The organism is Klebsiella sp. JN_Kp126 (assembly GCF_033843325.1).
Taxonomy (GTDB): Bacteria; Pseudomonadota; Gammaproteobacteria; order Enterobacterales; family Enterobacteriaceae; genus Klebsiella; species Klebsiella michiganensis.
Map to the genome: position 1 here is coordinate 115,273 of NZ_JAWXQV010000057.1, position 26,004 is coordinate 141,276.

Genomic DNA, 26,004 nt, shown 5'->3' on the forward strand with positions numbered 1-26,004 from the left:
CCCTATGGCTCTAAGCAGAATAATTTCTATTTCAGTAAAGCTAATATTTCTTCTGTTTTAGCCTTCATTAATTCATCATCAGCTTTTGACTCGACGTTGAGGCGCACTACCGGCTCGGTGTTTGAGCTGCGCAGGTTAAAACGCCACTCCGGATATTCAATACTGATGCCGTCGGTGGTGTCCACGTTGACGGCATCCGGTTCATAGCGCTCACGGATGCGCGCAATTGCCGCCGTCGCATTCTCCAGCTTGCGGTTAATTTCCCCGGACGCCGGGAACGCCGCCTGCCGGTCCGCCACCAACGCCTTCAGCGGGCTGTTCTTCAGACACAGCAGCTCCGCCACCAGCAGCCACGGGATCATCCCACTGTCGCAGTAGGCGAAGTCGCGGAAATAATGGTGTGCACTCATTTCCCCGCCGTAAATCGCATCTTCCTGACGCATCCGCTCTTTAATAAATGCATGCCCGGTCTTCGACATCACAGGAGTGCCGCCGCTACGGGTTACCATATCCACCGTATTCCACGTCAGGCGCGGGTCGTGAATGATACGGGCGCCAGGCTGCTTCTGCAGGAACGCTTCCGCCAGCAGGCCAACAATATAATACCCTTCGATAAATTCTGCATCGTTATCAAACATAAAGCAGCGGTCGAAGTCGCCGTCAAAGGCGATACCCATGTCCGCGCCGTGCTCGCGCACCGCATCCGCGGTGTCCTGGCGACACTCCGGCAGCAGCGGGTTCGGAATACCATTCGGGAAGTTGCCATCCGCCTGGTGATGCACCTTAATAAAAGTCACCGGCACGCCTGCAGCTATAAAACGTTTTTCTACTTCATCAATCACATGACCGGCGGCGCCATTGCCGGAGTTAACCACCAGCTTCAATGGGCGGGTGAAACTGGCGAGGTTCACGTAGCCCATCAGGTGATCCACGTACTCCTGCAGGACCGATATCTGACGCAGGGTGCCGCGACGGGACGCGTCCACCGGCGCAAACTGATTCTCTTCCGCCAGACGCTGGATATCGCGCAGCCCGGTGTCCCCGCTGATGGGCTTGGCATTTTCACGAACCAACTTCATGCCATTGTAGTTCATCGGGTTATGGCTGGCCGTCACCTCTATCCCGCCGTCCACGCCCAGGTGGAAGGTGGCGAAGTAAATCTCTTCGGTACCGCTCAGACCAATGTCCAGCACGTCGGTGCCGGCGTCCATCAGCCCGCGGGCCAGCGCCAGCTTCAGCGACTCGCTGGTGAGGCGCACATCGCCGCCCACGACGATCGTTTTTGGTTTCAGGAATTCGCCATAGGCTCGTCCAATGCGGTAGGCAATATCTTCGTTTAATTCCTCGCCCAGTTCGCCGCGAATATCGTAAGCTTTAAAACAGTTTAATTTTGCCATCTATTTAATCCTTAAATACAAATTAGCAACGACCATACTGGTCTTTAATACGGATAATGTCGTCTTCGCCCAGATAGGAGCCGGACTGGATCTCCAGCACTTCCAGCGGGATACGCCCCGGATTCTCGAGGCAGTGTTCGGCGCCGATAGGAATAAAGGTCGACTGATTTTCAGTCAGCAGGAACTGCTTGCCGTTGACCGTTATCTGCCCCGTCCCAGCGAGGATCACCCAGTGCTCGGCGCGGTGATGGTGCATCTGCATGGAGAATGCTCCTCCCGGCTTGACGGTGATACGGTTAACGTTAAAGCGCGGTGTCTGTACCACCACGTCACTGCGTCCCCACGGACGGTAAATTTCACGGTGACGTTTATATTCACTACGCTGGTTGTTCTTCAGGTATTCCACGACTTTTTTCACATCCTGAGCGCGGTTTTTATTCATTACCAGAACCGCGTCTTTGGTGCTGACAATCACCAGATCCTCCACGCCGATAGCCGCCACCAGCTTTTCATCACTGTTGATGTAACAATTCTGACTGTTGTGCACCCAGGCATCGCCGTTCAGCACGTTGCCAAGCTCATCTTTGGGGCTAACATCCCACAGGGCTGACCATGAGCCGACGTCGCTCCAGTCCGCGTCCAGCCCCACCACCACCGCATCGGCGGTCTTTTCCATTACCGCATAGTCAACGGATTCGTCGGGACAGGTGCTGAACACCTCATGCGGGATGCTGATAAAGTCGCTGCCGCTATCGGCCGCATTGACCGCAGCCGTGCAGACTTCGAGAATATCCGGGCGGAATTTTGCCAGCTCGGAGAGATACTTTTTCGCCCGGAACATAAACATACCGCTGTTCCAGTAATATTCCCCGGAGGCCAGATAGGCCTGCGCACGCTCCAGGTCCGGCTTCTCCACAAAGCGGGCGACCTGATAAGGCGTATGCTCCCCTTCCCCCAGCGCATCGCCGCGCTGGATATAGCCGTAGCCGGTTTCCGGGGTGTTCGGAACGATACCGAAGGTGACCAGATGTTCAGCCTGCGCATACTGCTCCGCAACGCTGATGGCGTCGTGGAAGACCTGCTGATTATTGATGATGTGGTCCGCTGCCAGGACAAGCATCAGCGGGTCATCGCCATTCTGCGTTGCCTGCAATGCTGCGAGGGCGATAGCCGGCGCCGTGTTGCGGCCTACCGGCTCAAGGATGATATTTTTCGACAGCTTATTGAGCTGTCTTAGCTGTTCAGCAACCAGAAAGCGATGCTCTTCATTGCAGATAACCATGGGCTCATGAATATCCAGGCCGGAGAGGCGTGAGATGGTTTCCTGCAACATGGAGTTCTGCCCGTACAGTCGGAGAAACTGCTTGGGATAGAGTTCACGGGACATTGGCCACAGGCGGCTACCGGTGCCACCCGCCATAATCACAGGAAGTAACATGATAAAATCCTTAATAAATATTAAATGTGACGTGATGGAAGTAATATCTTCTTTATTTGCAAACTCAATTAAAAGTGCAAATAAAGAAATACCACATAAACAAGACAGGAATAAACCACTACAGGTTCAATCAAAAAATTAAATACGATTTGATATTTTTGAATTAAAAAACAACCTGGCTCTTGCCAGGTTGTTTGTCATCTAATTAATCAATCCACTCGGTGTGGAACACACCTTCTTTATCGGTACGCTTATAGGTATGCGCGCCGAAATAGTCACGCTGAGCCTGAATCAGGTTAGCAGGCAAGACTGCGGAACGATAGCTGTCGTAGTATGCGATGGCCGCAGAGAACGTCGGAACCGGAATACCATTCTGAACTGCGTATGCAACAACATCGCGCAGGGCTTGCTGATAATCATCGGCGATCTGCTTGAAGTATGGAGCCAGCAGCAGGTTAGCAATACCGGCATTCTGCTCATAAGCATCCGTAATCTTTTGCAGGAACTGAGCACGAATGATACAGCCAGCACGGAAGATTTTCGCGATCTCACCGTAGTTCAGATCCCAGTGGTACTCATCAGAAGCCGCGCGCAGCTGGGAGAAGCCTTGAGCGTAAGAGACGATTTTGCCCAGATACAGAGCGCGGCGAACTTTCTCAACGAACTCCGCTTTATCGCCTGCACTCTTCGCCAGGGGTCCAGTAAGAACTTTCGAAGCAGCCACACGCTGATCTTTTAGAGAAGAGATGTAGCGTGCGAATACAGATTCAGTGATAAGTGACAGAGGTTCACCGAGGTCAAGAGAGCTCTGGCTGGTCCATTTACCGGTACCTTTGTTTGCCGCCTCATCGAGGATCACGTCGACCAGGTATTTACCCTCTTCATCTTTTTTGGTGAAGATGTCTTTAGTGATGTCAATGAGATAGCTGCTAAGCTCACCTTCATTCCATTCGGTAAAGGTTTGCGCCAGCTCTTCATTAGAGAGCGCCAGACCGCCTTTCAGTAAAGCGTAGGCTTCTGCAATAAGCTGCATATCACCGTATTCAATACCGTTGTGAACCATTTTGACATAATGACCAGCGCCATCGGCGCCGATATAGGTTACGCACGGCTCACCGTCTTCAGCGACAGCTGCAATCTGCTTGAGAATTGGAGCAACCAGTTCATAAGCTTCTTTCTGACCGCCAGGCATGATCGAAGGACCTTTAAGAGCCCCTTCTTCACCGCCGGACACGCCGGTCCCGATGAAGTTAAAACCTTCAGCAGAAAGCTCACGATTACGACGAATCGTATCCTGGAAGAAGGTATTACCACCATCGATGATGATGTCACCCTTGTCCAGGTAAGGCTTCAGAGAGTCGATGGCACTATCAGTGCCTGCGCCCGCCTTCACCATTAACAGGATACGGCGTGGAGTTTCGAGCGACTCAACAAACTCTTGCACTGTATAATGTGGGACCAGCTTCTTGCCGGGATTCTCGGCAATCACTTCTTCGGTCTTTTCACGGGAGCGGTTGAAAACGGAGACGGTATAACCGCGGCTCTCGATGTTGAGCGCAAGGTTACGCCCCATCACTGCCATACCGACAACCCCGATCTGTTGCTTGGACATTACATACTCCTGTCAGGTGTTATTGCTGCGAACAATCTCACAGCATGTGCAAACTATATTACCCTATTCAGTAAATTCAAGATAGATAGCAATACAATTATCAATACAGAATTAATTGGTAACATCTACTCTGAAAGTTGAATAAAAGCCCTAGCAAAGACATCCCAGAGCACAAGATTCATTATGTTAAACACAATAATTAGCTAAAAGCATAAGTACAAGGCAAATATAATCTTGTGAATATATGAGGCATGTCAACGATTGACAAAATTCTATTAGATTAACATCATGCTAAATCATTAACAGTTTTTAAAGCGGAAGCTATTACCTGATGCATGTCATAGTATTTATACTCTGCTAACCTTCCACCAAATACAACTTTGCCTTCTTGTTTTGCTAACTCTCTGTAGCGACGGAAAACATCCATATTTTTGTCATTATTAATCGGGTAATAAGGTTCAGAACCTACTGACCATTCAGCGGGAAATTCTTTAGTGATAACTGTATGTTCGGAATCAATGCCTTCGAAATGCTTATGTTCAATTATGCGAGTGTAGGGTATGTCATACTCAGTATAATTTACGACCGCAACACCTTGATGATTTTTTTCAGACAAACGCTCGCTTTCAAACCGCAGTGAACGATACTCTAGCGGACCAAAACAATAATCAAAATATTGATCTATAGGGCCAGTGTAAATAATTTTATTAGCCATGCTTGTATACTTTTCTTTTTCTGTAAAGAAATCAACACCAAGCTTTACCTCAATACCTACAAGCATATTTTCAATCAGCTTAGTATATCCACCAATAGGGATACCTTGAAAGCGGTCGCTGAAATAATTATTATCGAATGTGAAACGTACAGGGAGTCGATTAATTATGAATGAAGGGAGTTCCAGAGCACTGCGCCCCCACTGCTTTTCAGTATAACCTTTAATAAGAGTATTATAAATATCCTCGCCAACCAAGGAAATAGCTTTTTCTTCTAAGTTAGAGGCAGTACTACTGACCAATCCTTTTTTCTGCGAATCTATTACCTGCTTTGCTTCAGAAGGGGTTTTAACTCCCCATAATTGATAGAAAGTATTCATATTGAAAGGCAGGTTATAAAGTTTACCTCTATAATTGGCAATTGGAGAATTAATAAAATTATTAAAATCTGCAAACTGGTTAACATAATCCCAAATAGTTTTATCATTCGTATGAAAAATATGAGCACCGTATTTATGTACATGTATGCCATCACAATTTTCTGTATAAGCATTCCCTGCAATATGCTCTCTTTTTTCAATTATGAGTACTTTCTTTCCTTTTTTTGTTAACTCGTGCGCACAAACTGCACCAAAAAAGCCTGCACCTACAATCAAATAATCGTACACAATTCTCTCCTAAACATATCATTAATGATTAAATTAAGCTCGTTTTTTTAACATGCGCTGTTTGATGAAAACAAAAACAGAACCAAAAAAATCCCTAGTAAGAAAAACAATAATTGTGAAACATAGCAGCTGTATAAATAGCTGAATTAGCCATGAGTAATCATCAATTAAAAACAAGAAGATCACCTGTGCAATATAAACCACATTGAGGAATGAAAACTCAATTAATTTTAACTCAGTATAAATTATTTTTCGTGTATCTTTAAGTCTAAGATACCACATAATAAAGAAACCTAATGAGGCTCCAACCCCCGCATATGCTGGTCCATATAAAGGTATAAATATGAAATTAGCTCCTATTGATATCCCGGCCCCAATAAGACTAGTTAAAAAGACGCTTTTAGTTTTATAATTAGCTGTATATATAGTTCCTAAAAAGGAGGAAAAAGTTTGATATAAAACACCATAAATTAAGAAAGGCACCATTTGCCAAGCCATAAAATATTCAGAGCTTACAAGATAGCGAAAGATATCCTTATTCAAAACCAGAAGGATTGAGGCTAATAAAAATAAAAACTGGTAATAACTTCGGAACACTGAAGAATAATATTTAGCTCTATCCTTAGATTCAAATTCTTCAAAAGCTGATATTTGCCATGCTTGCTGGAAAACTGTTACAAATACGTTTATACACATCGGTATTTTACTAGCAACAGCAAATAAACCATTGGCAGATAGTCCGACAAAGGTAAGAACCACATATCTTGTGGAATTGTTCACTAGCCACCACATAGAATAATTAGGAATAAGAGGCAAAGAAAATCTTATTACCTTATGAATAACTTCTTTCTTTACCAACTTATAAGAAATAGTTATATCTCTGGCGTAGTAGATACAATATAAAGAAGAAAAGATATAAGATCCGATCAAAGAGATGAGATAACCATTAATACCTAATTTAAAATAAACTAAAAAAAGCCCATTAAGAACTAAAAGTGCGACAACTTGTAAAACACCGCTAAATGCAAATATCTTAGTTTTACCAACAGCTCGAAGATAGGTTGAAAACAGTACTTGAACTACTGCTACTAAAACTAAAAGATAGAAATATATTATTAGCTTAACATTCCAAATACTAAACATGGCAATTACTAAGCATATTATCAATAATACAATAAGAGTACAAATGCAAATAAATAAGGAAGTTGAAAATAATGAATTTGTCTCATCTTTATTTTGATTACTAATTATATAACGTAACAGTGCCTGTTCTATAGTTAAAGTTATAAAAGGCATCATTAGAGCTTGGGTGGAAGAAATAAGGTCTACAACACCATAATCTTGTGCCGTTAAATAGAATGTATAAAGCGGGACAAGTAAGATAACTACTAATTTGCTACCTAAATTCCCTAATGCAAATATGATTGAATTGTTTAGAAGCTTACTATATCTGTTCAAATCCCACACCTCACAAAGGAAGACAACCATATGGATGTCTTCCTTTAAGGTTATAAATGAAAATAAAGAAAGATAGATCTTTCTAATCATCAATGCAAATTAACGGTTACCGACTACTAACTTAATTAAAGGATCAAATGCCTTTTTTACATCAAAACAAAATGCCTTTTCAGAATTAGAAGCTTGGGAAGCATAATTTATAACATCATCCAATGTTGCAACAGTTGAATCAAGATACTTTATGTAGTTAGAATCAGAAAGCCAATCTTCATAGCTATACTTTACCTTACCATATGAATTATCAAATACTACCGCAGGAGTTTTAGTCACATACGCAAAAATCATACCATGCAATCTATCTGTAATAATCAGCTTTGCACCACGGAATTCATCAAATTTCTTACTTAACAAATTTTCTCTATTTGATTCAAATGTAAGGACATAATCCTCAACATAATTATCTGTGATTAATATATTATTATTCTTAGCAAAATGCTCCTTTATAGAATGAGCTAATGGTTTAGGCAAGACGCACTCAACATCACTTCTAAACATAATTAAGACATCATCTCCACGATTTGTTAGAGAAGACTCATCTTGAGATAAAACAATATCAGGAATATGGTGTACAGGAATTTCAAGTTCTCTTTTTAGGATATTGTAAGATTTAGATTCACGAACGAAAACAGTCAAATTCTTAGCTTCATTATAAATGCTTTTAATTTTCCTGAAACTTTCAATATTCTCATAATAGAAGGAGACTGGAAACTGAATTATTTTACATGGACAATCTTTTAATTTTTTAAGAAGTAGCTGACGAGGTAACTCATGCTCTGGATACAAATCACTTAGCGTTCCCCCTCCCTGAATAAAGATAATATCTTGAGGCTTTAATGTTCTAGCGAGTTCGTCAACAACAAATTCAACTTTTTCTTTTTCAATCTCAACATAGGCATAATCTGGTAAATATTTTAATATGAACTTCTTTTGCGCTAATGTTATTTCTTGATCCCCTGCATTAGGATGGTTGCTAACCCCTAATACATAAGCAATGTTTTTATTTCCATCAAATTTAGGCAATTTATAAAAGCGATGGGAAAAATCATTAACTTTCCCCTTCACTTTATTAATAATTTTAGTTTGTAAATTCATAATATTCTCAAAAATAGAAATTAACAATCACAGGATTAAACTTTATGGTCTATCGATTTTGGGGTTAAACACTATACCAGATATAAACCCTTTAATGATAATACATAATCTTTTTATCTTTTTATTTTTTGCTTTGAATAAAACCTGACAGAAATCTTTTAAAACATAATTAAAATAGAAAACATAATCTTTAGCTTTACCATGTTTCCGTACGTTGTAAAAATTATTTCTGTAAAGCAATCCATACCATGGCATTCTATTTAAATTGTCTTCTGTTGCAAGTGACAATGACTTAGCCATGACCCTTTTATGATAAACAACACTATTCGCGACATAATAGCAATTATATTTGTTACTAATTCGCCATGTATATTCTGTATCATCTCCCCATATAAACATTTCCTTAACTGGCAAACCAAACTCACCAACAATATCTTTTGATATTAGTACAGAAACAAAAGTAGCTTTATCAACTCCAACTATCCCCTTTGAAGCAAACTCAGGCCAACTGAAATAACCAGTGGAGTTCTTTTTCTTAGAAATCTCGGGAACATTCATGCAATCTTCATTATCACTAAGAACATGGCTGCATAAAAAACCCGGTGTTGCCGAATGATATTGTAAAGTATCGTTTGCTTTTAATAATTCTTCTAATGCTGAAGGACTAGCAATAGCATCATCATCCATAATCCAGACATAATCAATATTCAGTTTGTAGGCATAATTAATGCCAGCTGAGAAACCACCAGCCCCACCAGTATTTTTTTGCAAAGTTATAAATTGGATTTTGTCACTTGCAATACTTCTTAGATATTCCTCTGTACCATCTGTAGAATTATTATTCACAACAACAATATTTTTTAGCTCAATCGTTTGTTTTTCTAGTGAGTCAATAGCAATTTTTAATAGTTCAACTCTATTATATGTGACTAGAACTGCTGCTACACTATGTTTAATGACATTCATAAAAGCCCCAAGGTTTCAACAAACTAAGTTTTGATAAAAATTGGCAGTTCCAATTCTAATTAATCATCATGAATTTTTTTTGCTATCTTCAAAGTCTTTCCATTTTTGTTCCACATAGTGTTTAATTTCTTCTCTAAACCGTTCGGCAGAAAATTTTAAAGCATTTGCTCTACAATTTTCTGGTAATATTGAATCCCTTGACAACTCAAATTTAGAAATAGCTTCAACTAACGATTCAACATCTTGTTTGTAAAAGAATAATCCTGTAGGATCCTCTTTTTCAATTGAAATTATTGTTTCCAGAGCTCCCCCCTTACCATAAGCGATAACAGGAGTTCCACAAGCCTGTGCCTCAACAGGCGTGATTCCAAAATCTTCTTCTGCTGCAAATACGAATGCTTTTGCCTCACTCATATATTTCTGCATTACATCATTTGGTTGGTAGCCGAGTATTTCAATATTATTAGTTGCTTTTGATTTAATTTTATTCATCTCAGGACCATCACCAATAACAACAAGCCTTTTAGTCGGCATATGGCTGAAAGCTTCAACAATAAGGTCCATTCTTTTATATGGAACCATCCGTGAAGCAGTCATATAATAGTCTTGCTTGTTAGTTTGTAAAGCAAATCGCTCGACATCAACCGCAGGGTAAATTACATCAGCTTTTCGTCCATAGACTTTCTTGATCCTCCTGGCTATAAACTGCGAATTAGCGATAAAATGATCCACTCCATTCGCTGTTCTACAATCCCAAATACGAATTTTGTGTAAGAGCCATCGTGCGAGAGTAGCCTTTAGTCCCTTACTTAAACCAGCCTCTCGTAAATATTGGTGTTGAAGATCCCATGCATATCTTATAGGGCTATGCACATAACTTATGTGGAGCTGATCAGGCCCCGTCAAAATACCTTTAGCAACAGCATGGGAGCTTGAAAGAATAATGTCATGTTTAGAAACGTCTAACTGCTCAATTGCTAAGGGCATTAATGGTAAATAGGATTGGTATTTTTTTTTCGAAAAAGGTAGGTTTTGTATGAATGTAGTAGTAATTTCTTTGTTTTTAAAATGCAATTTATTTTCTTCAGAAAGAAAGTCGACAACAGAATAAAGCTCAGAATCAGGAAATAATTCAATAAATTCGGCGACTATTTTTTCTGATCCAGCATAAGTTACAAACCAGTCAGCAACAATGCCAATACTAAGATCTTGATGCATAGAGACATAAACCTCTTAACTTTCGGGGAAACTATGATTGATTATTTGAGAAGATGCAATATTTCCAATTGTATATATCAAATGACTATCTTATATATTATAGACAGTTATTAATAATATTAAATTGTTTTTGTAGCATAGATTTAATCATCATTTAAGAAGAATAATGATAAATTTCAATCCATTTAAACATTCTTGAAATATATATTCTACTTAATTGACTCAGATGCATTTTTTATAGCTTGCGAAACATTTTTCTCACTCAAGTTGCGGTTTAAGATACCAAAATTATGTTCTCTATTCTTTTTGTTGTTACCGTCATCAATCAAGTCATACCACCATATTCCTTTTATATAGTCGACCCTACTACCTTCCAAAATGTAATTTTTAGCGTAATCAGCAACATCTTTTTCTGTGAATACAGTGTAATTTTCTGAAGTAGGAAATCCAATTTCTGTAATATAAAAATCGATGAAATCCTTCCGTCCAGATAATTTCATGAATTCTTTATTTATTAATTCCAAGTATTTTATATTACGAATTGGCTGTGCTGCTCTTTTGCTACCATAAATATAAGGATGTAAAGACATTCCATCAATGTAATCCATCAAACCTAACTTGACAATTTTTCTCCCCCATGCAAGATCTAAATAATCCATTGGGTTTATTGAACCTGCAATCACTATAATACTTGGATCGACCTGTTTTATTGCCTTTGAAACCCTAGCTACCAACTTGACATATTGTACAGCTGATTCATCGCTGTTGGCATTCTTATTTTTTCTATTTGACCACTCATTCCAAATTTCAAATATTTTTACTTTCCCTTTAAAATGCTCAACCGTCCATATTGCATATCTTGTAAATTTATCGATATCTTCATCGGTTGTGGGTTTTTTGATTCCATATAATTTATTCCCATAATCAAGAATAACTATTGGTTCAACATCATATTGCTTGGCAATTGAAAGGATATTTTCAGTATTATTGACTGGTGCAGTGAAAACATTTTTTACTCGTTCTACATCACTCCATGGATAGTCAAGTCTTACTGCATTGATATGATATTTTTCTAACAAATGCAGAAAATCAATCGCTGAACCTGTAAAACCATTGGGGTGTGCTCCAACTCCAACATAGAAAGCATTAACGCTATAAATAGGCATTGAAAGTAGAAAGATAAAAATCTTAACGTAAATTCTCATACTTTCCTCACTAATAGTAACAATCTAAATTTTTATGAAACCAATTACGTTTTCGAGTTTTTTTCAGTACTTGCAGATTTGAATATCTCATCGTTATGAGCCATGCATATACCGATTAATACCCAATAATAAGGGCGCATGAAGCTTGACTCAATATTTAATATGATCATTGAAATCAAAAGAGAAAAATAAATTACAGTGCCTTTAAATTTTTTCCTTTTATTTGAAAATAGAAGTTTATAGTGCCAAATTAACCAAATAACTAAGGCTATCCATCCAGAGGTCGCAGCCATCTCTATATATAAGTTGATAGCAGGCATTCCTATTGGCTTAAGGTACCATGGCAGTGAATTATAGAATGGATATTGACTTACCGTGTTGAGAGTATATTCAGCATATGCTCCAATCCCTACCCCCCACCAATGATCTTTAGCAATTTGATAAGCCATTTCAACCCGATACCATCTATTACCTGCTCGATCAATAAGAGCCTCCCAAAAATTACCTGACATAAAAATATTTTTGAAAGTTATCGATATTAAGTCGTCATGCCCTTTTGAATAAAAATAAAGAGATAAATAAGCAATAACTAAGAAAAATATACTCAGTAAAATTTTGAGAGTTTTCTTCCTACCGTGAAGAGATATTACACACATTGAAACCACAAAAATCAGGAGCAAGTTTGCACTCTTAGTAGTATAAATCGCAAGTAAACATAAGAATACATCAAAAATAGTAGCTTTTGGTAATATAATCAGTTTGTTCTTATAAATAAACGAATTAATAAATATAACTACGTATGGTATCAACGCAATTGCAAAGTATGATGGCTCATAATATAAAAACTGTGCCCGCTCATGAATATGGCCAAAATATAGTAGAGCAGCAACAATTATTTGGAATCTATATGAATAAAATATTCCTTTTAGCGTAGATGCATAATCTTCCTCAGCTAATTTCTTGAAAACGCATGATATAAAAACAAAGTTAAAAAGTATCCACGCTAGATATCCTAATGATTTTCCCAATGCATAGCTATAAAATGTCGATGGAGCACAAGCCAAGAAAAAAAGAAAAACGTAATGAATATTATTATCAATTGTCTTTCTTTCTATTAGTTGTATAAGACCATATATCAGCAAAGGAATTAATGACAATCTAAATCCCATCACACTGAACACATCTATGCTTGTGCATAGAGAAAATAGGAACGCTATAACGACATTTTTTTTGAATACCATATATGCTACTTATTTTCTTTTATATTCAATAAATAAATTTTATTAAATAAAGATTAATAGAAGATTAACAATAAATAATGTCAACTCACAACAATAGTTACATCATGATATCAATATATACTATTGCAAAATTTCTAAGACTGCTTTTATTTTATGCACCGTACTTTCCCAAGTATATTGCTTTACGTGCTTTAATCCTTTTAACTTAAGCTCCTCACGTATATTACTGTCGGAAATTAATGTATGCATTGCGGCACTTATATCTTGCACATTTAAAGGATCAACTAATAGAGATGCTTCACCTGCGATTTCACTTAGAGATGTTGTATTTGATGCTATCGTCGGTGTCCCACAAGCCATAGCTTCAATTACAGGCAAACCAAAGCCTTCATAAATAGATGGCATAGCAAGCATCAACGCTCCACGATAATATGCAGGAAGTTCATCATCCCTTATAAACCCTGTGAAGACTATGTCATTTTCAAGATTTAGACTTTTAATAAACTCAGTGATCTCAACTGTTGGTTTTCCTGAAAAGAGTAATTTCAAACCACCTCTATTATTTACTAACGAGAAAGCCTCTATTAATCTCTTTTCATTTTTGTGCTCTTTGCGATTACTCACGCAAAAAATATAATTATAGCCTGGCAAAAAAGATCTTCCATCGGGTTTAAAGTTACCAGATACCCCATTACCTACTACAGTTACTTTATCTCCATCAATGCCGGCCCAATCAATAATTCTTCTCTTCGAAAACTCGGAAACAGTAAAGATAGCTAAAGATTTTTTACATGCCCTCTTTAAGACAAGTCTATAATACATTTTTTTCAAAAAACTAGAGTTATTATCAAGATCAATATGATTTAAATCATGTATTGTAATCACTGATCTTTTTATAAATAAATACGGCGCATTAAATCCCGGAGTAAAGTAAACATAATTATTTAAAAATAAATACCAAGGAGTTACAAGTATATCTATCGGACTAGTCGGTTTTATATTATTATCGATGTATTTATGAAATTTTATTCTAGATGTAATCTCAGTCGAAAAGCGTCCAATCCCATGACCACCCTCCCACCGCCGATCAAATATTATTTTTTTCATCCTATCTCCTTAATTATCCGATGATTTTTTTCCATTCATTAATAATTGTATTATTTTCGAAACGGTGAAAATTGAACTTAAAGGTTATATCCTTTTTTAAATAAGATGTAATGACATCTTTCAAATCGTCAACAGTATTAAACATAAATTCAGGATTTTCTTTTAAAAGTTCAGGTATTCCGCCCACCCTTTTACCAATAACCGGTACCCGTCTGCCTAAACTCTCAATTACAACCCTACCAAATGGCTCATTCCATTTAGACGGTACAATAAGTACATCAATGTTATCTAATAGTTGATTAGCAGGTATATTACCTTCAAAAGTACAAATTAATTTGCTTTTCTTGGCTAACGAACGTAGTTCATCTACATAATCATCGTCACCACTCCCAGCAATTTTAAATATAATATTTTTTTTATAGTCTGATGGAAGGTCAGCTATGGCTTCAATAACAAGGTCAATTCCTTTAGTTTTATGTATTCTACCCAAATAACCAATTGTGATGTTACCATTTTCAAGACCATTATGCTTTCGTTCATCTAAAACTTCATCAAGACACATGTTATATATAACGAAAGGTTTTGCATTTTTAAAATATCCATTTTTTAAGTGGGCTTCTAAAACAAATTCGCTAATCCCTATAATATCATCAACATATTTCGAGTTCTGTTTCTTTAAAATTGAAAAAGGCTTGCAAGTCGAACATATTTTATTACAATTATCTTCCTTAAACATGTTAGCATTCACACACATTAAAGAATAACTCCTTAATATATGCATCACTCTCACGCCATTCTTTTTTGCCACCTTCCATACACTGGAAGAGACATCCTCAATAGTACTAGTAATTAACACGTCAGGTTTAATTTGTTTGATTTTACTTGTTAAATCTTGACTTATTAAAAAATTATTAGAATCCAAAGAATGCCACACCATTTTTTTAAGTAAATTTATATTTTTGTTCTTAAAAGACCAGTAGACATTCCTGTAAGGGATTCTATTTATCTTTACGCCATTACAGAATTTGGTGCTAGGCTTGTCACTAATAGCTAATACTTCAACCTCATAACCTGCATCGGACAATTTTTCAGCGAGAAGCCGTGTTGATATTTCGCCGCCTCCAGCAACATCAGGGTAATATGCACGACATGCTATCAATACTTTTTTCATACTAGTTCCAATTGTGATATTTCATCAGTAAGCACCATCTTTCTTTAAAACAACTCCTATGGTTTTAAACAATATTGCAATATCATTCCACATAGACCAATTTTTCACATACCATGCGTCAAGATACACTCTTGTCTCATAGTCGACGTCGCTACGCCCACTAACTTGCCACAAACCGGTCATACCAGGCTTACTTAAGAGATAATAATCGACTTCTTCATTATACCGCTCAAGCTCTGCTGTAATAATAGGACGCGGTCCTACTAAGCTCATTTCACCTTTCAATACATTAAACAACTGAGGCAGTTCGTCTAGACTAGTTCTACGCAAAAAACCACCAATTTTGGTTATGCGGGGATCATTTTTCAATTTAAACGTTGCATTCCATTCTTCTCTAGCAGCAATATCTTTATTAAGCAAATCTTCAAGTACTTCTTTCGAATTTATTACCATTGACCGAAACTTTAAACACTTAAAAGGCTTTCCACCCTTGCCTATACGTTCATGGCCATAAATAGCAGGCCCCCCATCAAATTTAACTTTTCTGCTAATATAAATTAAAACAGGAGACAAAAGAATAATAATTAAAACTGCACCTACGATATCAAAGATACGCTTTAATATCCGTGAGGACCATTTAGCGAGGTTTTGCTGTACTCTAAAAATCATAACTTCATGGCTGAATATAAAGGACATATCAGTACTATCTAATGGCATTCCCCGTAATGTTGGGATAACGGAAACATAACGAAAGCCCTTTATCATGAAATTTCTAAGCCAAGCATTTCTTATATCACTTTGTGTTGATTCAACAGCTACAATAAACTGAGTTTTTGGGTCAATTGTTGACAGCCAATTGGTATTATTGGATGTTACTGGTACTGCATCAATATACTTACCGGCTAATACACCCTCATTACAATTTATAAAGCCAACTATATTTAGGCCTAAATTTCTCTCACTACTGATTGCTTTGTATGCCTCAACTGCATTGTTACCGCTTCCGATAATCCATGTTTCTCTTTGCCATAATCTGCATGAATCTAAAACTCGTTTTGTAAACATTCTACATGTAGGCAACAATACCAGAATTAATATCCAAGTTAGAACCCAGAGAAAACGAGAAAATGTCCAATTTGTAAACGCCATTACGGCGATTTCAATCGTAGCAAAAATAACTAAGGTTCTTAATATTTCCTTTAATTCAAACCAAAAGGTTTTACGATAAAAATAATGCCTTAGTCTAACGGAGTACCAGCCTATACAACAAAAAGCCAGAAGCCAGTGTAGCGCAATCCAACCGTCAGTTTCATTTGGCAATACTACCGTTTCATAATTACTCATTATGGTGGAAAGAATGGCCATTGCTATATATATTGAAACAGTAAAACTAATTAAATCGGATAGTGCCAGAGCTATACTGACAAGAGTATTTTTACCGAGGAGTGTCATGTATTCCTCACAATTTAGTGATAAACTCAATAAGAGTCAATTTTGATTTCTTAGTTATTTAAAGAATAAAGGCTTACCCGGACAATATTGTCCGGGTAAGAGACAAAGTTATTTTTCATCCGTATATGAATAGCCATAATGACTGTAGCCATATCCATAATAACTACTCGCCTTCTTAACGACACCGTTCAAAATACAACCCTTTGCAATTACTCCACTTTGCTCAAAGCGTTTGAAGCTAACTTCAAGTTCCTTAACTGTATTTTGCTCAAAACGAGCAACTAAAAGAGTCGTACCTGCATAATGCCCTATAATTGCAGCATCAGTAACGGCTAAAATTGGCGGCGTATCGAGAACAACTATATCATAATGACGACTTGCCCATTCAATCAATTCACCAAACCGTCTATGCATCAGAAGTTCAGCAGGATTCGGAGGTACTACCCCACGAGAGATAAAGTCAAACCCGCCCTGAGTAATAGTTTTGACAGCACGGACTATATCAATTTTTCCCGATAATATGTCACATAAACCATTATCATTTGAAATATTGAACAGCTTATGCGTATAACCTTTACGCATATCGGTATCAATTAGCAGAACTTTTTTGCCAGTTTGTGCAATCACAGCAGCAAGATTAGTACTAACAAAAGTTTTACCTGCATTAGGACTCGCACCAGAAATCATTAAAACATTATTCCTAGCTTCCATCATGGCAAAATGCAGACTTGTTCTCAACCCTCGAATCGCTTCGATTGCTAAATCGGCAGGATTTTCAACCGCAAGGAACCCTTGTATTTCACTTTGCTGTTTTTTCTTCCATCCTGACTGCAAAGCTTTTTTAGCAAAGACTTCTGATACAGGTATACTTGCGTATACATTAATGCCAGCATCCTCAAGCTGCTCAGGGCTTTCGATTCCACGACGTAAATATACTCTAAGGAAAACCATCCCAACAGAAACTACAAAACCTAAAATAATTCCAACTAACAGCACAATGACTTTTATAGGTTTTACTGGTTTTGTTTCAGTTACAGCTTCATCAATAATTCTTACATTACCTATAGCACTTGATTTAGCAATACTTAATTCTTGCTGACGATTCAAGAGCTGCATATATACCGCCTGGCCAGACTCAACATCCCTACTGAGTCTCAATATTTCCTGCTGGGTTTTCGGCATAGCAGATACTCGTTGATTAAGCTTACCCTTCTCATCCTGCAGGGTCTTTCTTTTTTCCATCAAGGCTTTATATGTAGGATGTTCTTTAGTATAAAGTTGAGAAATTTCGGACTCTCGAAAAGTCAGTTCATTAAGTTGATTATCAACATTGACTATTTGTTCTAAAACTGATTTAGCCTCTAAAGATAAATCGACTGAGTCTTTTTGACGTCTGTACTGATTTAATTTATCCTCAGCAATATCAAGCTCATTGCGTACTTTAGGAAGTTGAATATTTAAAAAATCTAAACTTTTGGCATCTTGTGCAGCCTGACGAGCTATATTTTGTGAAAGATAATTATGACTGATGCTATCTATAATTCTTCTTATCAGATCCGGATCATCCCCCATCAGAGATAAAGTTAACATTCCCGTATCTTTACCAAGATCCGCTACTGAAAAGGTATTCTGTAATTCAGTTATAGCTTTGAGCTTGGATATAAATGAGATTGTAAAGGTAGTTCCAGGCTCCGCATCTAATTTGTCAATCTTTAATGAAATACCATTGTCGTTAACTAGCTTTCCAACTTTCCCTGTAAATTTGTGCTCATCAAAATTAATTTCATAGTTGAGGTTATCAATTACAGTAAGTTTTATTTCTGGCACATCATCACTACGAGTTGGAAGGTATAGCCTTGTTATGTTAATAACGCCAGGCTTTTCACCTAAAAGTCTAGCCCAACCTCTTCCAAATACAGGGAAATAATCTTGTTTAACCTGTGCCTGTAGGTTAAGATCTGAAACTGTTTTACCTAAAATCATTCTTGATTGTAATAAAGCTATTTCGGGTGCGGATTGAGGCTGTCCACTTGGAAGTATTTGGCTTAGGTTACTAAGAATGGCATTACCTTGCTTTTGCTCAACTTGTACTAATGCATCAGCTTGATAAATAGGAGTTGCAAAAAGAGCATAAACCAAAGCGAATAATGTGAACAACGCTGTGACTGAAATAATTAACTTTCTATGATCAATAAGTTCACCGAATAAACGCCCTAAATCGATCTCATCCTTATCTTTGGCGATAGATTTGTTTATAACTGGAGACATGCAATTATTCCTGATTATTATGCGCTTAATTTTTCAACCCAGCGCAAGCCGGCTTGCTCGATCAGCTGATATACTAAAGAAAATGCTTCTTCACTTTTACGATATGGGTCGGGAATTTCTCTCTGATTCAGCCATTGGCCGAACAACATGGTTTTTCCACGTGATTCCGGGGAAATACGACCTATCTCCTCAATATGTATTTTTTCCATAACTAAGATTAAATCGTACTGTCTTCCTAGTGAAGCTGTAAATTGCCGCCCCTTATGCCCTTCAAGTGAAAGGCCATGCTCTTCTGCTATTTTAACTGCATTAACATCAGCCTCATGATTGACTAATGCCCCAGTTCCAGCTGAGTCTATTTTTTTGTTTGGCATTTCACGTCGCAAAAAACGCTCTCCAATAGGAGAACGGCAAATATTTCCAGTACATACGATTAGAATTGAATCAAACATTAGTTAGGCCATCTCTTTATATATCTTAATGTTTCAGTCATATCATGCACTCCGGTAATAGTTGGTACCAACCTTGAAATGACACGATTCCATCTGACAAGTGGTGCTGTTGTTACATAAACTATATCGTAAGGTTCAAGTTGGAATTCTGTACCTAATACCATAGCTGATGCATCTTGCGCATTAAGTTGATATATATTTGCAATTTTATTTTCTTTATTATTCTTCAATTGACGAATAACAAATATCCCAGTTGCATCGCTCAAATCCTGAGAAATACCTTCTGAATTACCTAATGCCTCAGCGAGAGTCATACCACTTCGATCCATCTTGAGAGTACTTTGCTTACCCACTTCACCCATAACAAAGACTTTAAGGTCGTCGTTGCGCGGAATGAATAAAATATCTCCCGGATATAAGAGATGATTTTGAGTTAGATCGCCTTTTTGCATTAATGCATGTAGGGATATTTTTGTATCTTTGCCATTGTGAGTAAGGACAACATTTCGCCAATCCGCATCTGCAGCTAGACCACCCGCAGCATTAATTGCATCCATTATAGTTAAAGGAATATTTGTAATGGCTTGCTTACCAGAATTTGTTACTTCACCGGTAACATAAACTTTTTGTGATCTAAAAGCAGCAATGCTGACATCGACCTGTGGGCTTTCAATATATGTAGTTAAGCGACTGGCAATTTCCTGGCGCACTTGACTTAACGTCTTACCCGCTACTTGAACTTTTCCAATATAAGGATAGAAAATCGTTCCGTCAGAATTCACCCAGTTGCCCGTATCACTCGCGCTACGATATTGGCCTGCAGGAGTTGTTAACTCAGGATGATCCCAAACCGTCACCATAAGCACGTCGCCCACGCCAATGCGGTACTCATAACTTTTCAGTAAATTGTCTAACTGTGGATTCGGACGAGCCATGACGGTTTCGGGACGAAGTTGATCAACTAAGCCCGGTGTCAATGGATAGACATTCACCAGTTTATCCAGGTCGTAATCGCTATCCGGCAACTCAACTACATTCTTACGAAGGCTATTCAACCCCTGGCCAGGCATGATTGTACAGCCCGATAAAAATCCTATTGCTAATGCCAATGCCGAAAATCTAACAATTTTTTTCTTCATAATGTCACATCATCAGTAAACCAAAAGTTTTCAACTCCTGAACAACAGCTCATTTCCAAAGCTGCGTAAAGGCTATAAATTGAATGGGATTTCTATCCCCGCGCTCGCACCCACATCATCACTATCGCTATGGTTAGCACCGGTATACCAAAGAGAGGTGTTCAGCCTTACCGACTTATACACATCCCCACTCCACCCCAATTGCACACCTTTCAATGTATCCGATCGAGGAAACGCCTTATTAATTGACTGATTTTCAGGGTTAACCTTCGCATATGCTAAACGAGCGCTCCAACGCTGATTATCCTCGGTCACCAGCTCGACTTTTCCTGCAAACAGTTGACCATCGCCCCCCATTGCATCGCCGAGTGAATATCCCTGTTGGTAGTAACCATCTTTGTAGATATGGTGCGTATAGCTATAGTTGGTTCGGCTCATATTCGTCCGGGTATCATGAGCTTCCATATACCAGTTGATAGCATCTTTACCCCAACCGTGATGCCCTTCGACGCCACCAAGGAACATATTCGCTGAAGGTAAGAAACCAGACTCGTCTTCACCAATCATCTGCCCATAGACACTAACCGGCCAGCCAAGTGTGGGTTCCAGCTTCAACTTAAAGTCAAATCCAGCCAGCTGGTTGCCGGGTTCATTGGGATCGTTTGCTGCTGTATTATCTTTGCCGGTCAGACCATCCCAAAAATTACTAAATGACTCCGGCCTCCCCTCCCCACCCCACTGCATAATGCGCGATCCGCCCAGTTCAAGGGACTGGAAAGGAGAAAACGTCAGACGCCCGCCGATAATTTTGGTATGCGGAACGGCGGTATATTGATTCATTTGACTGGCGGAAATCTGATACTGCCACGGGCCAATCCAGCGCAGCCACCAGGTTTCCGGTGCGGCCTGTTCAGCACGCTGCATTAAAACGCCGGTCATTGGCCGCATCGCATCACCGCGGATCAGGCTGCCTTCATAACCCGGCCCCCACCACTGCGGCATCTGACCAAATGAGAGCCACTGGTTCCAGAACTTAACCGCACCATAGGCGCCGTTAGCATTAAAACGTGAACCGTTGCTGATGCGCTCGTCACCTTCAACGTTACCCTGCAGGTGCACATCCCACCATTCGCCGCTGTTATTAAAGGCTAATGATAAAGAGCTATCCGCAGGCTGATTCTGACCAAAACCCTGCGGCGTTCCGGGCTTATCCGTTGAGGTGTAGCCGCTCACACGAAAATCCGCTTTTAAAGAGTCGAGGCGCTGGTTGATTCGCGCCAGAACAACCTGTTCGGAAGAGTAAGAGGGTTTTGCCTTCTTAAGGGCCCGGTTAATCTCTTCTTGGCTCAGCGGCCAGGTCGACAGGCTGAGATGAATAACGCCTCGATCGGAGAGCCACGCCAGATCGTTGCGCAGTTCGTTGTCATTCATCACTAACCCGGAGGCATAGGCAAGTGAGCTGGCAGAAGTAAGCAGCCCTAATGCGAGTGCGATTCGCGCAATTTTTATCATTGTACAAGATCCATTTAAAGCCCCGTTTCCGCAAGCTGGTGCGACAAGGGGAACACTGGTAGATGCAGCGCCCTCTGACGCCAACCTTTGCTATGTTTGGTCTACAGGTTTTGGCCCAAGAAAACCAAAGCATGCCGATCGGAACGCCACGCTAAAGCTAGTTTTCTACTCGCAGTCTACCTGCAGTACACAATGTATGCGAAATTGTTATTGAAGGCTATTCCATCGCACCTCATACCCGCAGTTTATCTGTCCGCTTCAAGATGAATACGTCCTGATTTGATGACAACTCGCTAGTATATACAGGTTGCGAAGAGAATCACCTGCATGGAGTCCACTTTAGGAATTTCTGTCGCATAAAATGAGATGTGATATAGAGAAAAGACCTGGCCGCAGGTACGCTACCGCCCTTGGCTTAACAGCTACCAATGCACTGCACTTCTTTCCCTGTAAATTCAATCGTAGATTCCGATAAGTCGGCGATTAATCCATCAAAGCAAACAATTTCGCGGCCATAAGTTTACGAGATTCTACCCTCAATTGGGAGCGTAATCTCACATTATCAGTTACGTAGCCAGCGCTACGAACCAATTGTCGATAACGCTATTGTTTTCTGCTCTTCACGTAAAAACAGAACCAGTACAAAGCAACTGAATAATCTCAACTTTATGATTTTATTGCTTTTTTACCACAAAAAGAGTGTTGACTTAGTTTCAAGTTAATTATAGTTAGTCAACTACAAAAATTGATAGTAAAAAGAAGTATGCCACGCTGTTGTTATCATTAATAAATTCGATATTTAGCCAGAAAACTTATTTAGGAAACATCCTGGCTGATTATCATTGTGCTCATTATTGCGCAGAATGCCCCATCACAAATTTATTTCATGGATATGAAATATCGCCGCTATTGACACTTTCATCATAAATTTCATATTGCATACAATGTGAACACGACATGATTCTTTCTGGATCCTACAATCTTCCGCATATGTTTGAGTCAGTAAAATCGCTTATGCAGATCGGCCCGGGTAAAAGGTTTTTCCAGTGGGCCAATCTTCACCGCAATCTCACTCAGCAGAGATTGCGTCGGCGCCTTCGCCCCCGTATTCAGCAGAAGCGCCGGGATAATCACCATGCTCGCCAGACTGCCAAAGGATAACCGCGCTGTATGAGTGGCGCGAACGCGTGACTGTTGCAGCAGAAAAATTGCGCTGCCTGCGGCTCCCAGCAGTAAGCCGGCAATGACTTCAGAAGTTGAATGTGCGTGGACCATCAGTCGGGAGTAGCCAACCAGTCCGGCCAGAGCATAACCCACTATGACAGCAGTAAAACGAAGAGCTGGTGTGGCACGCGCGCACAGCAGCCATAAGAGGATTGGCCAGAAAGCTGAAGATAATGCGGTGTGCCCGCTAAAGCCAGTGAAGTCCAGCTCGCGAATCCCAATACCCCAACCCATAAATGCCAGTTTTGATGCGCAGACAATTGCGCCGGTTATGCCAAACAGCAGCGCCCAGTGCCAGGCCAGCTGCTTTGAATCTTTTCGCAGAAAAAGCACGATAAACAATACTGCCGCACTGGGTAACAGTACGGTGCTATCGCCAAAAAAAGTGACAACCTGCCAGTTCATTTATCTTTCATCCTTTGACGATCTCTCCAGTTCGCAACGCCTTTCCCGCGACATTTGTGTGGGCATATGCACTTCTTAAGTTCACATTAATATGCACACGCTACCGTTGTTTAATGCGCAAACATGATCTCAGTCAAGTTTTATTTTCATGTTACACCTTGACTAAGGGCCGCTTACTTAAGAAAAATCTTAGTAAGTAATTATCAGCAAAGAGTAAATTTTGCTTGTCTGACCATTTCATCATGCTACGTCTTATTCGACTACCAGAAGTCTCCGAACATTTGCTGCGTTCAAAAGCGATACACTATAACAATTAAATCAGCTAACTCATTGTATTTATAGGGACATTAACCAGTTCTACGCGCAGTATCTGATATTGTGAATCTGACGTTGTGAACGGCCACGAATCCTCTTTTCGTCATCAGATAATTCGAACCGTTCACTCTCACGCGCTAATAAGCACTGACGCGAAAACTACGCCAGCAGCTTCTTAATACTCTCGCGGAATTTTGCCCCTTCTTTATGGTTACGCAGCCCGTAGCTTACAAAAGCCTGCATATAGCCCATTTTTTTACCGCAGTCATAGCTGTCGCCAGTCATTAACATCGCATCAACCGACTGTTTTTTCGCCAGCTCGGCGATCGCATCGGTTAACTGAATACGTCCCCAGGCGCCCGGCTCGGTACGCTCCAGTTCAGCCCAGACATCGGCAGAAAGCACATAGCGCCCTACCGCCATCAGGTCGGAATCCAGGGTTTGCGGTTCATCAGGTTTTTCGATGAACTCCACGATACGGGCAACCTGCCCCGCCGATTCCAGAGCGTCCTTAGTCTGGATAACGGAATACTCGGAGAGATCGCCTTCCATCCGTTTGGCCAGTACCTGGCTACGACCCGTTTCATTGAAACGCGCCACCATCGCGGCAAGGTTATAGCGCAGAGGGTCGGCGCTGGCGTCGTCCAGAATGATATCCGGGAGCACCACCACAAACGGGTTATCGCCAATCAGCGGGCGGGCGCAAAGAATGGAGTGACCTAAGCCCAGCTGCTGGCCCTGACGCACGTTCATGATCGTTACGCCAGGAGGACAGATAGCCTGCACTTCCGCCAGAAGCTGACGTTTTACGCGCTGTTCAAGCAAGGCTTCCAGTTCGTAGGAGGTGTCGAAATGGTTTTCTACGGCATTCTTGGATGAATGCGTCACCAGCACGATTTCCTTGATACCCGCAGCTACAATTTCATCAACAATGTACTGCACCATTGGCTTGTCGACGATCGGCAACATCTCTTTCGGAATGGCCTTGGTGGCAGGCAACATATGCATCCCTAATCCTGCTACCGGTATAACTGCTTTCAAACTCACCATTTTCATATCCACCCGTATGGTTATAAACCTTTTGATCCTGTCAGTTTGTATGTATCACTGGCATTTATCAGTGATGATACACGCTTGATACCTGCCATTCTGTCCGTCAAATTCTGAAATTACACGCTGAATTTAAGAATACACGCAAAGTCTACATACCAATAGACAGTTTTAAGAAAATTCTTATACATATACTTTATAAAGAATTTCCATTTAATTACAATGAGTTACTCACCAACAGCACCTTATTTTATTCATAAGGTAGCGTAATGACGCTCATCGCTTCTCCATCGTTTCTCTTTTAATACCTTGTAATCTTTCATCATGAATTGACACAGAGCAAGTGACTGCAAAAAAATAAAAATCCAGCCCAAATAATCAATTATATTGATAATAAAATTATTTAACGTACAAAAGCGCCTGAATTGCAGCCAATTACCCGTCACGCTTGACTTCACGGTCAGCAATGATATTGCTGAAAAAAACGACGGGCAGTCCGCTGACTTAAACCCTCTTCGCTGCTGTTTTTACCGCTCGCCATCACATATAACGCTCATTACATCGTCCTGCAAAAATTGATCTACCGCAAGCCACGACATTAAGTAGTATAAAAATCCAAATTCAAGAAAATCGTTGATATATACATCAAATCTATTGATTGACTCTCGCGTTATCTAAGTAACGTATCCGCCTTCTGCTACAGAGCAGCATGGTCCTTCACCGCTCGGGTGACATCTGGCTTAACAATCGAGCGTACCGTCTCCGCCCGTATCGCTGAAATTTCGCGCGTTAATTAATAAGTACCATCCCATAAGCGCATTGTGGAAAGGTTATATCCTGC

The 26,004-nt window shown here is 39.9% G+C and carries 19 protein-coding genes; all 19 read right to left on the reverse strand.

The annotated features are described in order from the left end of the window. Nucleotides 1–26: 26 nt before the first annotated feature. Entirely contained in the window at nucleotides 27–1,397 is a 1,371-nt protein-coding gene (gene rfbK, locus SIK97_RS13675; protein ID WP_057173232.1) for an O9 family phosphomannomutase RfbK, read from the reverse strand. 22 nt (nucleotides 1,398–1,419) lie between these two features. Continuing rightward, nucleotides 1,420–2,835, reverse strand: coding sequence for a mannose-1-phosphate guanylyltransferase/mannose-6-phosphate isomerase (locus tag SIK97_RS13680; RefSeq protein WP_057173233.1), 1,416 nt, complete (start codon nucleotides 2,833–2,835; stop codon nucleotides 1,420–1,422). A gap of 205 nt (nucleotides 2,836–3,040) precedes the next feature. Further along, on the reverse strand, nucleotides 3,041–4,447 hold the full coding sequence (gndA, locus tag SIK97_RS13685; RefSeq protein ID WP_057173234.1) for an NADP-dependent phosphogluconate dehydrogenase: 1,407 nt from the start codon (nucleotides 4,445–4,447) through the stop codon (nucleotides 3,041–3,043). A 286-nt stretch (nucleotides 4,448–4,733) separates the two neighbouring features. Continuing rightward, nucleotides 4,734–5,828, reverse strand: coding sequence for a UDP-galactopyranose mutase (gene glf / locus SIK97_RS13690; protein ID WP_196774982.1), 1,095 nt, complete (start codon nucleotides 5,826–5,828; stop codon nucleotides 4,734–4,736). Nucleotides 5,829–5,861: 33 nt separating this feature from the next. After that, on the reverse strand, nucleotides 5,862–7,316 hold the full coding sequence (locus SIK97_RS13695) for a lipopolysaccharide biosynthesis protein (protein WP_185962827.1): 1,455 nt from the start codon (nucleotides 7,314–7,316) through the stop codon (nucleotides 5,862–5,864). A 69-nt stretch (nucleotides 7,317–7,385) separates the two neighbouring features. Continuing rightward, on the reverse strand, nucleotides 7,386–8,438 hold the full coding sequence (locus tag SIK97_RS13700; protein ID WP_057174226.1) for a polysaccharide pyruvyl transferase family protein: 1,053 nt from the start codon (nucleotides 8,436–8,438) through the stop codon (nucleotides 7,386–7,388). Between the two features lie 42 nt (nucleotides 8,439–8,480). Further along, nucleotides 8,481–9,404 carry a glycosyltransferase family 2 protein gene (locus SIK97_RS13705; protein WP_057174227.1) on the reverse strand — a complete coding sequence of 308 codons (924 nt, stop codon included), beginning with the start codon at nucleotides 9,402–9,404 and terminating at the stop codon, nucleotides 8,481–8,483. Nucleotides 9,405–9,470: 66 nt separating this feature from the next. Continuing rightward, nucleotides 9,471–10,622: a glycosyltransferase family 4 protein gene (locus SIK97_RS13710; RefSeq protein WP_057174228.1), complete on the reverse strand. Its 1,152-nt coding sequence runs from the start codon at nucleotides 10,620–10,622 to the stop codon at nucleotides 9,471–9,473. A gap of 209 nt (nucleotides 10,623–10,831) precedes the next feature. Beyond that, a complete protein-coding gene (locus SIK97_RS13715) occupies nucleotides 10,832–11,827 on the reverse strand; it encodes a cellulase family glycosylhydrolase (RefSeq protein WP_080528237.1) in 996 nt (331 codons plus the stop codon). Between the two features lie 44 nt (nucleotides 11,828–11,871). Continuing rightward, complete coding sequence (locus tag SIK97_RS13720) at nucleotides 11,872–12,996, reverse strand: O-antigen ligase family protein (protein ID WP_227518206.1); 1,125 nt, start codon at nucleotides 12,994–12,996, stop codon at nucleotides 11,872–11,874. Nucleotides 12,997–13,188: 192 nt separating this feature from the next. Next, entirely contained in the window at nucleotides 13,189–14,175 is a 987-nt protein-coding gene (locus tag SIK97_RS13725; RefSeq protein ID WP_241183309.1) for a glycosyltransferase family 4 protein, read from the reverse strand. A 13-nt stretch (nucleotides 14,176–14,188) separates the two neighbouring features. Then, nucleotides 14,189–15,346 (reverse strand): glycosyltransferase, encoded by a 1,158-nt coding sequence (locus tag SIK97_RS13730; protein ID WP_080528240.1) that lies wholly within the window; start codon nucleotides 15,344–15,346, stop codon nucleotides 14,189–14,191. A 24-nt stretch (nucleotides 15,347–15,370) separates the two neighbouring features. Next, nucleotides 15,371–16,798, reverse strand: coding sequence for an undecaprenyl-phosphate galactose phosphotransferase WbaP (gene wbaP, locus SIK97_RS13735; RefSeq protein WP_057173284.1), 1,428 nt, complete (start codon nucleotides 16,796–16,798; stop codon nucleotides 15,371–15,373). 108 nt (nucleotides 16,799–16,906) lie between these two features. Next, the gene (locus tag SIK97_RS13740) at nucleotides 16,907–19,066 is read right to left on the reverse strand and encodes a polysaccharide biosynthesis tyrosine autokinase (RefSeq protein ID WP_057173283.1); all 2,160 of its coding nucleotides are present in this window, start codon (nucleotides 19,064–19,066) and stop codon (nucleotides 16,907–16,909) included. A 17-nt stretch (nucleotides 19,067–19,083) separates the two neighbouring features. Then, a complete protein-coding gene (locus tag SIK97_RS13745) occupies nucleotides 19,084–19,518 on the reverse strand; it encodes a protein-tyrosine-phosphatase (protein WP_057173282.1) in 435 nt (144 codons plus the stop codon). Then, nucleotides 19,518–20,657, reverse strand: coding sequence for a polysaccharide export protein (locus SIK97_RS13750; RefSeq protein WP_057173281.1), 1,140 nt, complete (start codon nucleotides 20,655–20,657; stop codon nucleotides 19,518–19,520). Before SIK97_RS13750 ends, SIK97_RS13745 begins: the two co-directional genes overlap by 1 nt. Before the next feature lie 72 nt (nucleotides 20,658–20,729). Beyond that, the gene (locus SIK97_RS13755) at nucleotides 20,730–22,169 is read right to left on the reverse strand and encodes a capsule assembly Wzi family protein (RefSeq protein WP_057173280.1); all 1,440 of its coding nucleotides are present in this window, start codon (nucleotides 22,167–22,169) and stop codon (nucleotides 20,730–20,732) included. A 999-nt stretch (nucleotides 22,170–23,168) separates the two neighbouring features. Continuing rightward, complete coding sequence (locus tag SIK97_RS13760) at nucleotides 23,169–23,798, reverse strand: phosphatase PAP2 family protein (protein WP_057173279.1); 630 nt, start codon at nucleotides 23,796–23,798, stop codon at nucleotides 23,169–23,171. Nucleotides 23,799–24,272: 474 nt separating this feature from the next. After that, a complete protein-coding gene (gene galF / locus SIK97_RS13765; RefSeq protein WP_016946203.1) occupies nucleotides 24,273–25,169 on the reverse strand; it encodes a UTP--glucose-1-phosphate uridylyltransferase GalF in 897 nt (298 codons plus the stop codon). Between the last annotated feature and the right edge of the window lie 835 nt (nucleotides 25,170–26,004).

Excerpts from the sequence above, each read along its gene's own strand:
- rfbK (WP_057173232.1), bottom strand. The coding sequence starts at position 1,397 with ATGGCAAAATTAAACTGTTTTAAAGCTTACGATATTCGCGGCGAACTG.
- SIK97_RS13680 (WP_057173233.1), bottom strand. The coding sequence starts at position 2,835 with ATGTTACTTCCTGTGATTATGGCGGGTGGCACCGGTAGCCGCCTGTGG.
- gndA (WP_057173234.1), bottom strand. The coding sequence starts at position 4,447 with ATGTCCAAGCAACAGATCGGGGTTGTCGGTATGGCAGTGATGGGGCGT.
- SIK97_RS13695 (WP_185962827.1), bottom strand. The coding sequence starts at position 7,316 with ATGGTTGTCTTCCTTTGTGAGGTGTGGGATTTGAACAGATATAGTAAG.
- SIK97_RS13700 (WP_057174226.1), bottom strand. The coding sequence starts at position 8,438 with ATGAATTTACAAACTAAAATTATTAATAAAGTGAAGGGGAAAGTTAAT.
- SIK97_RS13705 (WP_057174227.1), bottom strand. The coding sequence starts at position 9,404 with ATGAATGTCATTAAACATAGTGTAGCAGCAGTTCTAGTCACATATAAT.
- SIK97_RS13710 (WP_057174228.1), bottom strand. The coding sequence starts at position 10,622 with ATGCATCAAGATCTTAGTATTGGCATTGTTGCTGACTGGTTTGTAACT.
- SIK97_RS13715 (WP_080528237.1), bottom strand. The coding sequence starts at position 11,827 with ATGAGAATTTACGTTAAGATTTTTATCTTTCTACTTTCAATGCCTATT.
- SIK97_RS13720 (WP_227518206.1), bottom strand. The coding sequence starts at position 12,996 with ATGGGATTTAGATTGTCATTAATTCCTTTGCTGATATATGGTCTTATA.
- SIK97_RS13725 (WP_241183309.1), bottom strand. The coding sequence starts at position 14,175 with ATGAAAAAAATAATATTTGATCGGCGGTGGGAGGGTGGTCATGGGATT.
- SIK97_RS13730 (WP_080528240.1), bottom strand. The coding sequence starts at position 15,346 with ATGAAAAAAGTATTGATAGCATGTCGTGCATATTACCCTGATGTTGCT.
- wbaP (WP_057173284.1), bottom strand. The coding sequence starts at position 16,798 with ATGACACTCCTCGGTAAAAATACTCTTGTCAGTATAGCTCTGGCACTA.
- SIK97_RS13740 (WP_057173283.1), bottom strand. The coding sequence starts at position 19,066 with ATGTCTCCAGTTATAAACAAATCTATCGCCAAAGATAAGGATGAGATC.
- SIK97_RS13745 (WP_057173282.1), bottom strand. The coding sequence starts at position 19,518 with ATGTTTGATTCAATTCTAATCGTATGTACTGGAAATATTTGCCGTTCT.
- SIK97_RS13750 (WP_057173281.1), bottom strand. The coding sequence starts at position 20,657 with ATGAAGAAAAAAATTGTTAGATTTTCGGCATTGGCATTAGCAATAGGA.
- SIK97_RS13755 (WP_057173280.1), bottom strand. The coding sequence starts at position 22,169 with ATGATAAAAATTGCGCGAATCGCACTCGCATTAGGGCTGCTTACTTCT.
- SIK97_RS13760 (WP_057173279.1), bottom strand. The coding sequence starts at position 23,798 with ATGAACTGGCAGGTTGTCACTTTTTTTGGCGATAGCACCGTACTGTTA.
- galF (WP_016946203.1), bottom strand. The coding sequence starts at position 25,169 with ATGAAAATGGTGAGTTTGAAAGCAGTTATACCGGTAGCAGGATTAGGG.